The 12,411-nt window shown below is 48.1% G+C and carries 19 protein-coding genes; 8 read left to right on the forward strand and 11 right to left on the reverse strand.

Annotated elements, in window-relative coordinates; translation table 11 throughout:
* On the reverse strand, nt 1–221 hold a 221-nt coding region (locus ACLR2L_RS07370; protein ID WP_413366979.1), incomplete at its 3' end, for a TetR family transcriptional regulator.
* Between the two features lie 276 nt (nt 222–497).
* On the opposite strand from ACLR2L_RS07370, the gene rutA reads away from it, so the two are divergent.
* Genes rutA through ACLR2L_RS07405 form a run of 7 tightly spaced genes read left to right on the forward strand, consistent with a single transcriptional unit; the run spans nt 498 to nt 6,246 of the window.
* The gene (rutA, locus tag ACLR2L_RS07375) at nt 498–1,586 is read left to right on the forward strand and encodes a pyrimidine utilization protein A (RefSeq protein ID WP_413366981.1); all 1,089 of its coding nucleotides are present in this window, start codon (nt 498–500) and stop codon (nt 1,584–1,586) included.
* Nucleotides 1,586–2,326 carry a pyrimidine utilization protein B gene (gene rutB, locus ACLR2L_RS07380; protein WP_413366983.1) on the forward strand — a complete coding sequence of 247 codons (741 nt, stop codon included), beginning with the start codon at nt 1,586–1,588 and terminating at the stop codon, nt 2,324–2,326. The genes rutA and rutB overlap by 1 nt, the downstream gene beginning before the upstream one ends.
* A 21-nt stretch (nt 2,327–2,347) precedes the next feature.
* A complete protein-coding gene (gene rutC / locus ACLR2L_RS07385; RefSeq protein ID WP_413366985.1) occupies nt 2,348–2,731 on the forward strand; it encodes a pyrimidine utilization protein C in 384 nt (127 codons plus the stop codon).
* A 6-nt stretch (nt 2,732–2,737) separates the two neighbouring features.
* Nucleotides 2,738–3,535, forward strand: coding sequence for a pyrimidine utilization protein D (gene rutD / locus ACLR2L_RS07390; protein ID WP_413366987.1), 798 nt, complete (start codon nt 2,738–2,740; stop codon nt 3,533–3,535).
* 15 nt (nt 3,536–3,550) lie between these two features.
* A complete protein-coding gene (locus tag ACLR2L_RS07395) occupies nt 3,551–4,141 on the forward strand; it encodes a malonic semialdehyde reductase (protein ID WP_413366989.1) in 591 nt (196 codons plus the stop codon).
* Nucleotides 4,142–4,181: 40 nt separating this feature from the next.
* Nucleotides 4,182–4,721 (forward strand): flavin reductase, encoded by a 540-nt coding sequence (locus ACLR2L_RS07400; RefSeq protein WP_140958898.1) that lies wholly within the window; start codon nt 4,182–4,184, stop codon nt 4,719–4,721.
* A gap of 34 nt (nt 4,722–4,755) precedes the next feature.
* Nucleotides 4,756–6,246 (forward strand): CoA-acylating methylmalonate-semialdehyde dehydrogenase, encoded by a 1,491-nt coding sequence (locus tag ACLR2L_RS07405; protein ID WP_413366992.1) that lies wholly within the window; start codon nt 4,756–4,758, stop codon nt 6,244–6,246.
* A 52-nt stretch (nt 6,247–6,298) separates the two neighbouring features.
* On the opposite strand, the gene ACLR2L_RS07410 is transcribed toward ACLR2L_RS07405, so the two are convergent.
* The gene (locus ACLR2L_RS07410) at nt 6,299–7,330 is read right to left on the reverse strand and encodes a WD40 repeat domain-containing protein (protein ID WP_413366994.1); all 1,032 of its coding nucleotides are present in this window, start codon (nt 7,328–7,330) and stop codon (nt 6,299–6,301) included.
* A 135-nt stretch (nt 7,331–7,465) separates the two neighbouring features.
* Here ACLR2L_RS07410 and ACLR2L_RS07415 point away from each other — a divergent pair, with 135 nt between their 5' ends.
* The gene (locus tag ACLR2L_RS07415) at nt 7,466–8,551 is read left to right on the forward strand and encodes an MBL fold metallo-hydrolase (protein ID WP_413366996.1); all 1,086 of its coding nucleotides are present in this window, start codon (nt 7,466–7,468) and stop codon (nt 8,549–8,551) included.
* Nucleotides 8,552–8,607: 56 nt separating this feature from the next.
* Here ACLR2L_RS07415 and yeiP read toward each other — a convergent pair whose 3' ends face one another.
* From yeiP to ACLR2L_RS07460, 9 genes are all read right to left on the reverse strand, one after another.
* A complete protein-coding gene (gene yeiP / locus ACLR2L_RS07420) occupies nt 8,608–9,174 on the reverse strand; it encodes an elongation factor P-like protein YeiP (RefSeq protein WP_140958890.1) in 567 nt (188 codons plus the stop codon).
* 154 nt (nt 9,175–9,328) lie between these two features.
* Nucleotides 9,329–10,105 (reverse strand): phytanoyl-CoA dioxygenase family protein, encoded by a 777-nt coding sequence (locus ACLR2L_RS07425; RefSeq protein WP_413366998.1) that lies wholly within the window; start codon nt 10,103–10,105, stop codon nt 9,329–9,331.
* A 9-nt stretch (nt 10,106–10,114) separates the two neighbouring features.
* Nucleotides 10,115–10,339: a hypothetical protein gene (locus tag ACLR2L_RS07430; RefSeq protein WP_413367000.1), complete on the reverse strand. Its 225-nt coding sequence runs from the start codon at nt 10,337–10,339 to the stop codon at nt 10,115–10,117.
* 35 nt (nt 10,340–10,374) lie between these two features.
* Complete coding sequence (locus ACLR2L_RS07435; RefSeq protein WP_413367002.1) at nt 10,375–10,563, reverse strand: hypothetical protein; 189 nt, start codon at nt 10,561–10,563, stop codon at nt 10,375–10,377.
* 20 nt (nt 10,564–10,583) lie between these two features.
* Nucleotides 10,584–10,775, reverse strand: a complete 192-nt coding sequence (locus ACLR2L_RS07440; protein ID WP_413367004.1) for a helix-turn-helix transcriptional regulator — start codon at nt 10,773–10,775, stop codon at nt 10,584–10,586.
* Nucleotides 10,772–11,188: a hypothetical protein gene (locus ACLR2L_RS07445; RefSeq protein ID WP_140958880.1), complete on the reverse strand. Its 417-nt coding sequence runs from the start codon at nt 11,186–11,188 to the stop codon at nt 10,772–10,774. The genes ACLR2L_RS07440 and ACLR2L_RS07445 overlap by 4 nt, the downstream gene beginning before the upstream one ends.
* A 332-nt stretch (nt 11,189–11,520) precedes the next feature.
* Nucleotides 11,521–11,817, reverse strand: a complete 297-nt coding sequence (locus tag ACLR2L_RS07450) for a type II toxin-antitoxin system RelE/ParE family toxin (RefSeq protein WP_413367006.1) — start codon at nt 11,815–11,817, stop codon at nt 11,521–11,523.
* Between the two features lie 2 nt (nt 11,818–11,819).
* Nucleotides 11,820–12,044, reverse strand: a complete 225-nt coding sequence (locus tag ACLR2L_RS07455; RefSeq protein ID WP_413367008.1) for a type II toxin-antitoxin system ParD family antitoxin — start codon at nt 12,042–12,044, stop codon at nt 11,820–11,822.
* Between the two features lie 136 nt (nt 12,045–12,180).
* The gene (locus ACLR2L_RS07460) at nt 12,181–12,366 is read right to left on the reverse strand and encodes a hypothetical protein (RefSeq protein WP_413367010.1); all 186 of its coding nucleotides are present in this window, start codon (nt 12,364–12,366) and stop codon (nt 12,181–12,183) included.
* Between the last annotated feature and the right edge of the window lie 45 nt (nt 12,367–12,411).

Consider the following 12,411-nt stretch of genomic DNA (forward strand, 5'->3'; position numbering starts at 1 on the left):
AAGTAATAAAGCAGATTAGTTTTGGACACTTTGGCTTTAGCGGCAATTTGTTCAACGCTGGTGCCATTTACCCCGTGCTGTGAGAACAAGGCCAGCGCGGCTTTCATAACGCGTTCACGTTTGTCTTGTAATGCTTTTTCCCGTCTTTTTTGCGTTGACGGTCTGAACACGCGAGCCGGCTTTTGAGATGCCGCTGATTGGTCGGCAGAAGATGACTTCATCAGTACGTAAATTCCTTTAATTGTGCTGCGTGTCAATTCTACACGATGCTGCGCATTGCACCAGTTGAGTACAAGATAAACAATTTCACGCTCCAAATTGGACCATTAAGTCCACTTTCAAGCTCGCAAAAACAACAACCAATTGATTAATAACAACAATAATAGTTGGCCTGCTTTATGCTGAATACTATTTGAACGGCCTTGTGGTAACGCAAGCCGTTTATCCGTAAATAAAAAAAGCATCTAACGACATTTTATTAAAAAGGGAGAAGTAATATGGATATCGGCGTATTTATTCCTATTGGCAACAATGGCTGGCTAATTTCCAAAACATCACCCCAGTACAAACCGAGCTTTGATTTAAACAAAGAAATCGTTCTGAAGGCCGAGGCCTACGGATTGGATTTTGCGTTATCCATGATCAAGTTTCGGGGCTTTGGTGGTGAAACCGAGTTTTGGGACTACAACCTTGAATCTTTTACGCTGATGGCAGGACTTGCCGCCGTTACTTCTAAAATTCAACTCTATGCCACCGCTGCCACGCTGGTGTTACCACCGGCAGTCATGGCCAGAATGGCGACTACTATTGATTCTATTTCGAACGGACGATTTGGGGTCAATCTGGTTACTGGTTGGCAGCGCCCTGAGTATTCTCAAATGGGCATGTGGCCGGGCGATCAGTTCTTTGGCAACCGATACGAATACCTTGAAGAGTACATTACGGTAGTAAAGGAACTGTGGGAAACCGGGCAAAGTGATTTCAAAGGCGAGCATTTCCAAATGGATGACTGCCGCATGTTACCGAAACCACAGCGCCCGATCCCGATAATCTGCGCCGGGCAAAGTGCAGCGGGCATGGCATTTTCCGCCAAGCACGCCGACTACAACTTTTGTTTTGGCAAAGGGGTTAATACCCCAACCGCCTTTGCGCCGACGGCCGAGCGACTAATTGAAGCAGCAGCCAAAGAGGAACGCAAAGTCGATTCCGCTGTGCTTATTATGGTTATCGCCGATGAAACCGACGAAAAGGCCATGGCAAAGTGGGAGCTATATAAAGAGGGCAAGGATCAAACCGCTCTGGACTGGATGGCAGAACAAGGTGCGGCAGACAAAACGTCTGGTAAGGATACCAACGTCAGAGACATGACCAATCCCACGTCAGCAGTCAACCTGAACATGGGCACCCTGGTAGGTTCTTTTGCATCCGTTGCAGGCATGTTAGATGAGATTGCCACCGTGCCAGGGTGCGGCGGTGTTTTACTCACCTTCGATGATTTCATAAAAGGCATGGATGACTTTGGCACCAAAATTCAACCATTGATGAAGTCAAGACAGCACATTACGGCAACACAGGGAGCCGCGTAATGGCAACGACTGCGCCCATTGAAGTATCCGGCTATTTCGCTGCTCAACATGGCGATAATACCGGGCTGGTGCTCAAAGCCCGGCCAGAGCCGCTGTTATTGGATCCATCAAAAACAGCGGTAATTGTAGTGGATTTGCAAAACGCCTATGCCAGCAAAATGGGGTATCTGGACAAAGCAGGCTTTGATGTTTCAACAACAGCACCGGTAATTGCAAATACGCTGAAAGTGCTCAGCACAGCCCGCGCAGCAGGTATGTCGGTGGTGTTCTTTCAGAATGGTTGGGATCCGGAGTACAAAGAAGCGGGCGGCCCAGGCTCGCCTAACTGGTATAAATCCAATGCGCTAAAAACCATGCGAAAAAATCCGGAGCTTATGGGTTCGCTACTGGCAAAAGGCACCTGGGATTACGACCTTGTGGATGAGTTAACTCCTCAACCCGGTGATATTGTGATCCCAAAAACCCGTTACAGCGGCTTTTACAACACGAATCTGGACAGCATGCTACGCAGCCGCGGCATTCGCAATTTGGTTTTCACCGGCATCGCAACCAACGTGTGCGTTGAATCCACGTTAAGGGATGGGTTCTTTCTGGAGTATTTTGGCGTGGTGCTGGCAGATGCCACTCATCAGGCTGGCCCTCCAGAAATTCAAACCGCATCACTTTATAACATTGAAACGTTTTTTGGCTGGGTGTCTCAAACCAGCGAGTTCTGCCACCTATTCGCCGAACAGGCGTAGTTAACACAAAGGAAACAGGTCATGAGTAAAAAAGCCATTATTCCTGCGGGAACCAGTACGCCCATTGCGCCTTTTGTACCTGGCTCAATGGCAGACAATATCCTGTACGTGTCAGGCACGCTACCCTTCGATGAGAACAACGACGTTGTTCACGTAGGTGATGCCGCTGCCCAGACCCGGCATGTTCTGGAAACCATTAAAAGTGTGGTGGAAGAAGCCGGTGGCACCATGGACGACATTACGTTTAACTCCATTTTTATAACCGACTGGGCAAACTACAAAGCCGTAAATGAAGTTTACGCCTCCTATTTTCCAGGCGAGAAACCGGCGCGTTACTGCATTAAGGTTGAACTAGTAAAGCCAGATGCCTTAATCGAAATTGCCAGTGTTGCCCATATCGGATAATCATCTATGCACTATGAATGGCATGGCAGCCAGTTAGACTCAGCGCCTGTGCTGGTATGTTCTTCCGGCTTAGGCGGCTCAGCGCATTACTGGAAAGGACAATTGGCCACGTTAGGTAAAGACTACCGCATATTGCTTTACGATCACGCAGGCACGGGGCGCAGTCCGGCTACGCTTCCCGACGGTTACAGTATTGAGCATATGGCCAACGAGCTGCTTAACCTGTTGGCGTCATTGTCGGTTACCCGGTGTAATTTTATCGGGCATGCGCTGGGCGGATTGGTAGGGCTGGTACTCGCCAAAAACCAACCAGCATTAATAAACAACCTGATATTGGTGAACGCCTGGTCGCAGCCCAACCCGCATACTCTGCGATGCTTTGCTATTCGTAAGGCATTGCTGGCGAACTGTGAGCCGCAGTTGTTTTTGCAGATGCAAGCACTGATCCTGTATCCACCGGATTACATTGTTCGTCATGTCTCTGAGCTTGAGCAGGAAGAAGCCCATATGCTGGCCCATTTCCCAAATCAGGCGAATTTGCTCAAACGCATTGAAGCATTGAGTCAGTTTGATATCGACGCCTCATTGGCACAAATACCAACGCGTACGCTGGTTTATGCCAACAAAGACGATGTATTAGTGCCTTGGCAGCAGTCGCTTAATCTGGCAGATAAGTTGCCCAATGCACAGCTTCAAGCGTTTGATTATGGCGGCCACGCGTCCTCAGTCACTACGCCAGATACCTTTAACGACACACTTCTCACGTTTTTATCTACCCAACAACAAGCCGCACAGGCTGTGTAAAAGGATTAATTCGCTATGGCAACTCCCGTTAGCAATGAGGCTCTTGCCCAGATTTTTACCGACGCGCATACGCATACCACCTGGCAGGACAAGCCCGTACCCGACACGCTGATAAAGCAACTTTATGAGCTCACCAAATTTGGGCCTACGTCAGCAAACTGCAGCCCTGCCCGGTTTGTGTTTATCACTTCAGAGGAAGGCAAAGAAAAGCTCAAACCCTGTTTGTCGAGCGGTAATCTTGAACAAACCATGACCGCGCCCTGCACGGTTATCGTGGCATTCGACGCTGAGTTTTACGAACAACTTCCCACGCTGTTTCCCTATGCCGATGCACGAAGCTGGTTTACATCCAGCCCGGAAGCCGCCTATGAAACCGCCATGCGCAACGGTTCGTTACAGGGCGCTTATCTTATGTATGCAGCCAGAGCGCTTGGGCTCGATACCGGCGCGATGTCGGGCTTTAACCCCACATTGTTGAATGAGACCTTTTTCGCCGACAGCACCTGGAAAGTCAATTTTCTGCTGAACATAGGGTATGGGGACGGCAAAAAAGTCCATAAGCGTTTACCACGCCTGTCATTTGACGAGGCCTGTCAGGTGCTATGAGTCCTCAACAGTCATTTTTTAAAGTCACAAGGAATTCGCCATGACCACTACAGTAATGGAAAGTACTTCACTCTCAATGTCAGATGGCGTTACGCCGGAGATGTTTCGTCAGGGCATGACCAACCTGGCAGGCGCGGTAAATATTGTCACAACACCCGGCCTGAACGATGGCGCGGGCCCAGCGGGTTTTACCGCTACCGCGGTGTGCAGCGTTAGCGACAGCCCGGCAACATTGTTGGTATGCCTGAATCGCAGCGCCTCGGTACACGAAGTGTTTAAACGCAGTCAGTATCTGGCCATCAATACATTGCGCGAAGACCAGCAGGCGTTGTCGAACATCTTTGGCGGAAAGGCTGCCATGGTTGAACGCTTTGGGCATGGTCACTGGCAAACCTTACTTACCGGTTCACCTGTACTAACGGATGCAGCAGTTTCCTTTGACTGCATTATCACCGACCGCAAAAGCGTAGCGACACACGATGTACTGTTTTGTGAAGTGCTGGCCATTAAACAGGCTGCCGAGGCTGGCGCATTGTTATACCACCAGCGCGGTTATCGTCAGTTGTCATCACAGGCTTAAACATGCCGTGCATGTTGTCAGGAATAGGAAAGAAATGGACGTAATAGGACACTTTATTAACGGTGAGCTGTGCTCCCCTCAAAGCGCCACTCAACCAGTGTACAACCCTTCAACCGGAGAGGCTGTTAAACAGGTATTACTCGCCTCTGAAACCACCGTAAAAGCAGCGATTAGCTACGCGCAAGCGGCCTATCCAGCCTGGCGAAACACGCCGGTAAACAAGCGGGCTCAAGTCATGTTCCGCTTCAAAACACTACTGGAAGCACATGCCCATACGATCATTAAATTAATTGGCGAAGAGCACGGCAAAATCGGTCATGACGCCGCGGGTGAATTACAGCGAGGCATTGAAAATGTTGAGTTTGCCTGTGCTGCCCCACAAATGCTGAAAGGCGAATACAGCAAAGGCGTAGGCCCGGGCATTGATGCATGGAGCGAGTTTCAGCCACTGGGCGTGGTGGCCGGTATCACCCCGTTTAATTTCCCGGCGATGGTGCCCTTGTGGATGTTTCCACTTGCCATCGTATGCGGCAATACATTCGTACTAAAGCCCTCAGAACGCGATCCCAGCTGTGCGCTTTACATGGCAAAATTACTGCAGGAAGCCGGATTACCCGATGGCGTCTTTAATGTGGTTAATGGCGACAAAACCGCAGTAGACACCCTGCTCACAGACCAGAACGTGCAGGCAGTCAGTTTTGTTGGCTCAACGTCGATTGCCGAATATATCTATACTACCGCGAATGCCAACGGCAAGCGCTGTCAGGCGTTGGGTGGCGCTAAAAACCACGCCATCGTGATGCCTGACGCCGACCTGGACAATGCCGTAAACCAACTATTGGGCGCAGCTTTCGGCTCTTCTGGTGAACGTTGTATGGCATTGTCGGTAGTAGTAGCGGTTGGTGATCAGGTAGCAGATCAACTGGTAGAAAAGCTAAAAGTGGCCATGCACGACCTTCGGGTTGGCAGCTACGAGCATGACTCAAACCATTTTGGCCCACTGATCACGCAGGCGCATAAAGCGAAGGTAGAAGGTTACATCACCAGTGCGCAACAACAAGGTGCTGACATTGTAGTAGATGGCAGAAACCCGCAGGTTGCCGGATACCCCAATGGCTTTTACGTTGGCGCAACGCTTATCGACAACGTTACAGCCAGCATGGACAGCTACCAGGCTGAGATTTTTGGCCCGGTGCTACAGGTGCTTCGCGTTGAGACAATGCAACAGGCAATGGACTTAATAAACGACCACGAATACGGTAATGGCACCTGCATTTTCACCCGCGACGGGGAAGCCGCCCGGTATTTTTCAGACCATATTCAGGTGGGCATGGTAGGCATCAATGTGCCGTTACCCGTACCTGTTGCCTATCATAGTTTTGGCGGCTGGAAGCGTTCTTTGTTTGGCGACCTGCACGCATACGGCCCCGATGGTGTAAAATTTTACACCAAACGCAAAACCATCACCCAGCGCTGGCCTTCAAGTGGTGTCAGAGAAGGTGTGAGTTTTGCTTTTCCAAGCTAGCGCAGCGTCTGCTCCGGAGGCGTTCAGGGTTCTTCTGAGCGCTTGAATATTGCTATTTATTGGCTTGAGTGATCCCGGTTTGCCCGGCTATATCAACTAAATCCCAGTCCTGTAACACCGCATCGGATGTAACCGTTCGCAACGTTGCTGAATTTACAAAGCGCATGTCCAATATAGCAGAGCCAAACCCGTGCGCTTGAGCCCACCACCGGGCTAGTGGCTCGCCGGTGTTGGTATCCCACAAATACAATTCAGTTTTAGGCGATGACGTTACCAACCAGGCATTGGCCGGCGCAAATCGCGCCACGCGGAACCATTGAAATCGCTCCCAATACGCCAGTTCACTGATAATTTCATTACGCTGACTTTGCCAGACCACTTGGGTTTCCAGCGCGTCAGAAACAAAGACTTTATGATCCTGCCCCACTTCAAGGCTGGTGACGCGATGCGGCACAGTCAGTGTTTGTGAAGGCGTTTGAGTTTGCATGTCCCACCTCACAACCACACCATCATTGCCCGCACTGTATAGCTCACCACCAGGCGACACAATTAACTTCACAACGTCAGTATCGTGTTGGTGAGCCAGCTGATAAACATTGTTGTGAATGTCGGCAAACAGGATGTCTCCTCCACTGGTGCCTATCACAAGGGCAAACGGAGCCTGTTGAAAGGTAAACGATGTAATACTGGCGTCACCGAGTTGAGCAGATACATTCAACGCCCCCACAGGAACCCTACTACCCGAATCCCAAATCTGTACTACGTTGCGGTTTGCCGACAAGATATATCGGCCTGATTCATCCATATGAATCATCGATGTGTCAGGCAGTACGTCAGGCGCTTGCCATTCAATCAACCTGCGCTGAGTGTCGTTGTCCCAAACCACGATTCTCCCTTCCGGGAATAACAAGGCAGTATACAAGCCCCGCTCAGACAACACGGCTGACAGAATGAATTGATCAGTAATTTGCCATTGGCCTTTGTCGCTTACAGGCTCGCGTTCAGCTGTGCATGCAAAGAGCAGCGCAGACACAATGAAGACAGTAAAACGCATAAGCCCGAACACAACAGCCACCCTATTCATGAAAATGCAGACCATACCTTTTTTATTTGCAAACACCAACCGATACGTTTGGTTACACAAACATCATCCACAGTCGTGCCTTACCTCGCTGAATATTGCTAAACTTGGCGGCGTTTTATTGAAAGGAAAGATAAAGTGAGCCGAGTCTTATTATTGTTGGGAATAACCTTACTGCAGGCATGCAGCGTGAGGAACCAGGTAGATGTTATTGCGCCCGAGTCTTCCGTGGTGGTGTATGCAAATATTGAGGGTTATGAAGACAGATTCCAGAATATATACGCCAAATTCAGTGATTATCCGGTAACGTGCAGCGAAAACTGCTATCCGTTGTCACCGGTTATTCAATGCGAAACGCCTATGCAGGATTGCGTATATACGGGTGAAAAGCGCGAAGTAACCACAGACACAGGCTTTCAGGTTACCTGGCTGGGTCACGCCAGTTTCTCTATTACAACAGATCAAGGCCAGCATTTTCTGTTCGACCCGGTGTTTGACCAGTTTGACTGGCCAGTAAACTGGGCTTTTAGGTTGTCTGAGGGATTTTATCGCAATAAACCCGCTCCCTTACCACAAGGTGCCCTTAACAACCTTGACGCAGTGATGTACTCCCATATTCATTACGACCATTTTAATAAGCATGACATCGGCAAAATTGGCACCACACCGGCGTATTTAGTGCCTTTAGGCTTTGCCTCTCATTTCGGCCAAGATGGATACAACATCACTGAAATGGCCTGGTATGCCAGTAAAAAAATAGGCAACACCACACTGCATTTTGTGCCAGCGCATCACTTTAGTAATCGCATACTGGTGCCGTATATTTACGAAGACGAAAACAAGTCATTGTGGGGGGGCTGGGTATTGGAAAACAACGGAAAAACCGTATTTTTCGCAGGCGATACCGGCTATTCACCTCATTTTAGAGATATAGCAGAGCGGTTTGGCAATATAGATATTTGCCTGTTACCTATTGCTTCTTACTTCAGCGAAGAAGCCCCCAAATTCTATCGAAAAGTGCATACAACGCCGGAAGATGCACTTGTTGCTGCAAAAGAACTGGGATGTAAAGCCATGGTGCCCTGGGGATATGGAAACGCCAGTTGGCGAATGGGCGACCTAACTTCACATTCAGCGTTGTTCCGACTGTTACATATGTACGATGAACTCAATGCTGAAGTGCCGCTGTATATTCTGAATGAGGGTGAATCGATAGATTTCTAGGTGTGTAGCCCTGCTGGACTGCGCCGCAGGGCTAACCGTAAATGCATCAAAGGCGATTAAGCGCGGCTTTGGAACTTACGCTCTTCTGTGTTTACCTTAATCATCTCGCCAGTACTGATATATTCAGGCACCTGAACTACCAAACCAGTAGATAATTTAGCCGGTTTAGTACGTGAAGTTGCCGATGCACCTTTTATAGAAGGATCGGTTTCTACCACTTCCAGCTCAACACTCATTGGCAGATCAAGCGCAACCGGTACTTCTTTTACGATCAGAACCTGAATACCATCGGTCGCTTCTGTAATGAATAATGCTTCATCTGCAATAGACTCTTTATTCAGGTGATAGGGTGTGTAGTCTTCTTTGTCGAGGAACACATACTCATCGCCATCCATATAAGAAAACATCGCCGGACGGCGGATCAGATCGGCATAGTCCAGCATATCTGAATCTTTAAATGTTTCGTCAAACTTGGCACCTGTTACAACGTCATACATGCGCATACGGTAAAGACTTCCACCGGCACGACCTTGCGGTACAGAGCGTTCAATGTCACGCACGATACAGGTTTTGTCGTTAAACACGATTGTGTTGTTCTTTTTTATTTCACTGGCCTTTGGCATGGGATAATCCTGCAATAGCTGGTCGAAGGGGCCATCCCTCCGACTTCTGTTTCAGGCGGTATTCTCTACGATTTTTGCTCAATGCGAAAGCATAAGTGGGTTGCTAATTTTATTAACGAGACCGCGTCTTACTGAGCACGGTAAGAAAGTCCGGCTAATTCAGGAATGATTGCGTAATAGAAAATGCGGTAGGATCTTTAATTTGTAATTTTTGCTCGGCATTTGGCAAGCAATCGGGATTAGCGTATTTCAGAATACCTGGTTCCGGGTCGCAAAACAGAACATCCAACGCACGTCTGTCCATGCCATAGATACCCCGGTGGATAAGGTTGGCACTAAAAATCATCAGGTCGCCTGCCTTTAACGGCACGCGGTGTTGATTAGACAGATCGTGATGTGGTGCTTTGCCATTGTTGCCCATTCTCACATCCAGTTCTTCAACTGTGTCCCAGTTAATATGGCTCGCCGGAATCACGTCTAAACCAGGCTCGTCGACCAGGGCAAAACGAAAATGCAGTACTTGTGGCCCTGCTAGTGCTGCGCGTTGCTCATCCAGCGACAAGTGATATTGCGCATCCCGATGCCAGTAGTTTTTCTGGTTCGGGTGAGCGGGGTCAAAAAACAACTGGGTATTCATAAACGCCGGTTGCTCACCTAACAACGCATACGCCAGTGCCATTACGCGGTGTGAGCCAATAAAGTTGAACAACACTTGTCGCTGCGTATCATTTAAGTAAGTGCTGGCGGTAAGATAGGCTGAGTTAATCGCTCTCTCGGCATAAAACTCGCTGTTTTTAATCAGCCATTGCTGATGAAAGTCATTCACCACGGCTAACAATCTGGCTCTTTCCTGTTCTCCAAGAAATCCCTTTAAAACAACAAAGCCCTGACGCTGATAGTCAGGGCTAACAGAATGGTGTTTATTCTCCATCGACACCGGTTAGGCAGCACTTTTGGCTTTACAAGGCATACATGACTTTGCATCAGTAGTCTTGCCCGGTAGTTGCCCGGCGACGATGACGTATGCGCCAATCATGACGAGTACCAGAGTACCGGCATTGTCGTGATCACCGACTAAAAACGCCGCTAACAGCATGGCAAATGCAAAGGTCAGTGCAACTATCAAACGCGGATTACATTTCAGGTTTGCCAGAATAGTCATCATTTATCCTCTGTTTTAAACGCAATTACAGTCTTTGCTTAGCCGCATTGCTTGCGGTGTGCTTTAACGCGCTGAAATACCGCAAAATAGATACTCAGCATAATTGTAATCAACGCACCGGCATTGTCATGATCGCCCACCAGGTAGCTAATAACCAGTATACTGAGTGCAAAAATAACGGCACTAAAGAGTTCGGGTTTGTTGTACAAGCTTTTTAAAAAATTCATCGTGTTTTCCTTTGGGTAATTTATTCATCTTGAAAGATGTCTTCAATTGCCAACTCAAATAATCTGGCCGCCTTAAATGCCAGCGGCAAACTCGGGTCGAACTTGCCCTTCTCGATGGCGTTGATAGTTTGCCTGGATACATCCAACCGTTCAGCCAGATCTGCCTGAGTCCAGTCACGCTCTGCACGCAGTACTTTTAGCCGGTTTTTCATTGGTACTTCCTTACACCAATCGCTAAACCAATCAGGTAACTCAGCGACATGATCACCGCCAAATGGGAAATTTCCGCCCGAAAAGGAATGACTCCTGTGGCATCCAGAGCTGAATAAGCAAAGCCAAGTACCATACCGACACCCAACGACAGCCCCATGGCCTCTAACTGCATTTGTCGCTGTAGCTCGTCCAGTCCTTGCAAATGTTGCTTGTTCGCCCAAATCATAAAGCCACCTAACACAACGTTGATCGCTATCACGCCAGCGGTGAGCGCCTGATTGCCATCCCATAGGTATTTATGCCCAAAGAACACGCTGGCCAAACTCACCAACCAGGCTGCCGTCCACATGCCTAACCGACGGACATTTCTGGTATTTCGTTGCTGCCAGGACATGCCAGTATCGTTGCCCATATCTTTAAAACCTTACATAAAGTAAAACAAACTTTACATATAGTAGTAAATACGAGATAAAAGTAAAGCTTACTTGTCAATTTAAGTGCATTTTTTAAGCTATATCGTTGAGTAGAAAACTCATTTTTGTTGAAAAAAGAAAGAGAGAATTGAAAATGCTGTTTACGAGGCAATACCCTTGTGAACGGACTTGCCACCAGCCGTATCGCTTAAAACGCGATCTTCGCTAATCACCAACAGTGTATATACAGATTGAACTGGGCCTATACAGAATCATAGGCTCCTGATTAAACCAGAAGACTTATCGGTGCACTACGCATTTACGCTGAGTATCAATCGGCAATATGCAGCGTATATTTCATGTGTTGATGAAGCACTCTGACAACGAAAATGCCGTTATCCGCTTTTTTGTAAAAGACCATATGTTTTTGAACTGGAAACTTCAGATAGTTTTTTCTGATGTCTTCGGCTGAAGTGCCTGCATTGGGGGAGTCCGCCAGGATCATTAACGCTTCATGGAGGGAGACTAAATACGCTTCAGCATGGTTTACACCATGAGTATTCACAGAATAATCGTAAATCCTGGATATATCATCCTCTGCTTTGTTAGAGAGGGTATATTGACTCATATTCAGGCTCGGCCTCTCTTTTCCTTGAGAATATCCATAACGCTCTTCGTGCTACTCCCGCTCAGTTCTCCTTCAATCAGAGCCAGGTTAATAGCTTCTCGCTCACTCTGATTGCGGCGCACTAAATCGCGAATATAGTCACTGGCGTTAGCGTACTTGCCCGTTTTCACTTGCTCATCAATCCATGTACGCATCTCGTCCGGGAGCGATACATTAAGTGTTGCCATCAATTGTTCCTCTATAGCAGGACCTGACTATATCATGGCAGATATTGGCAAAGTTTGCCAACAATTTACTTCTCGAGTGAGCACAGACTGCTTTAAAACCTATCAGCCTAAGTTACATTGACCAGTCTTATATCGGCTAATGCAGCTCTACTTTCAACTTCGCCAGCTTTTGAGTTTCCGTTGATGGCGGCAGGGCTTTGGCTTCTTCAACCATGACGGCCATGGAATCGAGCACGTCCAGAAAATCTCGGAGTTGTTCCGGGTTAAGTTGAGCCGATAGCGATTCGATTTTGGCGATTAAGCTTTTGGTAGGTAGTCTCATGAGCGTCAATTTTTTGTGGTTTGAAAGTGCTACCCAAACCATACT

Origin of the sequence: Alteromonas sp. AMM-1 (assembly GCF_047290655.1) — a bacterium.
Lineage (GTDB): Bacteria > Pseudomonadota > Gammaproteobacteria > Enterobacterales > Alteromonadaceae > Alteromonas > Alteromonas mangrovi.

What these genes read in the sequence shown, in the direction of transcription:
- rutA (WP_413366981.1), top strand. Translation starts at nt 498, where the DNA reads ATGGATATCGGCGTATTTATTCCTATTGGCAACAATGGCTGGCTAATT.
- rutB (WP_413366983.1), top strand. Translation starts at nt 1,586, where the DNA reads ATGGCAACGACTGCGCCCATTGAAGTATCCGGCTATTTCGCTGCTCAA.
- rutC (WP_413366985.1), top strand. Translation starts at nt 2,348, where the DNA reads ATGAGTAAAAAAGCCATTATTCCTGCGGGAACCAGTACGCCCATTGCG.
- rutD (WP_413366987.1), top strand. Translation starts at nt 2,738, where the DNA reads ATGCACTATGAATGGCATGGCAGCCAGTTAGACTCAGCGCCTGTGCTG.
- ACLR2L_RS07395 (WP_413366989.1), top strand. Translation starts at nt 3,551, where the DNA reads ATGGCAACTCCCGTTAGCAATGAGGCTCTTGCCCAGATTTTTACCGAC.
- ACLR2L_RS07400 (WP_140958898.1), top strand. Translation starts at nt 4,182, where the DNA reads ATGACCACTACAGTAATGGAAAGTACTTCACTCTCAATGTCAGATGGC.
- ACLR2L_RS07405 (WP_413366992.1), top strand. Translation starts at nt 4,756, where the DNA reads ATGGACGTAATAGGACACTTTATTAACGGTGAGCTGTGCTCCCCTCAA.
- ACLR2L_RS07410 (WP_413366994.1), bottom strand. Translation starts at nt 7,330, where the DNA reads ATGAATAGGGTGGCTGTTGTGTTCGGGCTTATGCGTTTTACTGTCTTC.
- yeiP (WP_140958890.1), bottom strand. Translation starts at nt 9,174, where the DNA reads ATGCCAAAGGCCAGTGAAATAAAAAAGAACAACACAATCGTGTTTAAC.
- ACLR2L_RS07425 (WP_413366998.1), bottom strand. Translation starts at nt 10,105, where the DNA reads ATGGAGAATAAACACCATTCTGTTAGCCCTGACTATCAGCGTCAGGGC.
- ACLR2L_RS07430 (WP_413367000.1), bottom strand. Translation starts at nt 10,339, where the DNA reads ATGATGACTATTCTGGCAAACCTGAAATGTAATCCGCGTTTGATAGTT.
- ACLR2L_RS07435 (WP_413367002.1), bottom strand. Translation starts at nt 10,563, where the DNA reads ATGAATTTTTTAAAAAGCTTGTACAACAAACCCGAACTCTTTAGTGCC.
- ACLR2L_RS07440 (WP_413367004.1), bottom strand. Translation starts at nt 10,775, where the DNA reads ATGAAAAACCGGCTAAAAGTACTGCGTGCAGAGCGTGACTGGACTCAG.
- ACLR2L_RS07445 (WP_140958880.1), bottom strand. Translation starts at nt 11,188, where the DNA reads ATGGGCAACGATACTGGCATGTCCTGGCAGCAACGAAATACCAGAAAT.
- ACLR2L_RS07450 (WP_413367006.1), bottom strand. Translation starts at nt 11,817, where the DNA reads ATGAGTCAATATACCCTCTCTAACAAAGCAGAGGATGATATATCCAGG.
- ACLR2L_RS07455 (WP_413367008.1), bottom strand. Translation starts at nt 12,044, where the DNA reads ATGGCAACACTTAATGTATCGCTCCCGGACGAGATGCGTACATGGATT.
- ACLR2L_RS07460 (WP_413367010.1), bottom strand. Translation starts at nt 12,366, where the DNA reads ATGAGACTACCTACCAAAAGCTTAATCGCCAAAATCGAATCGCTATCG.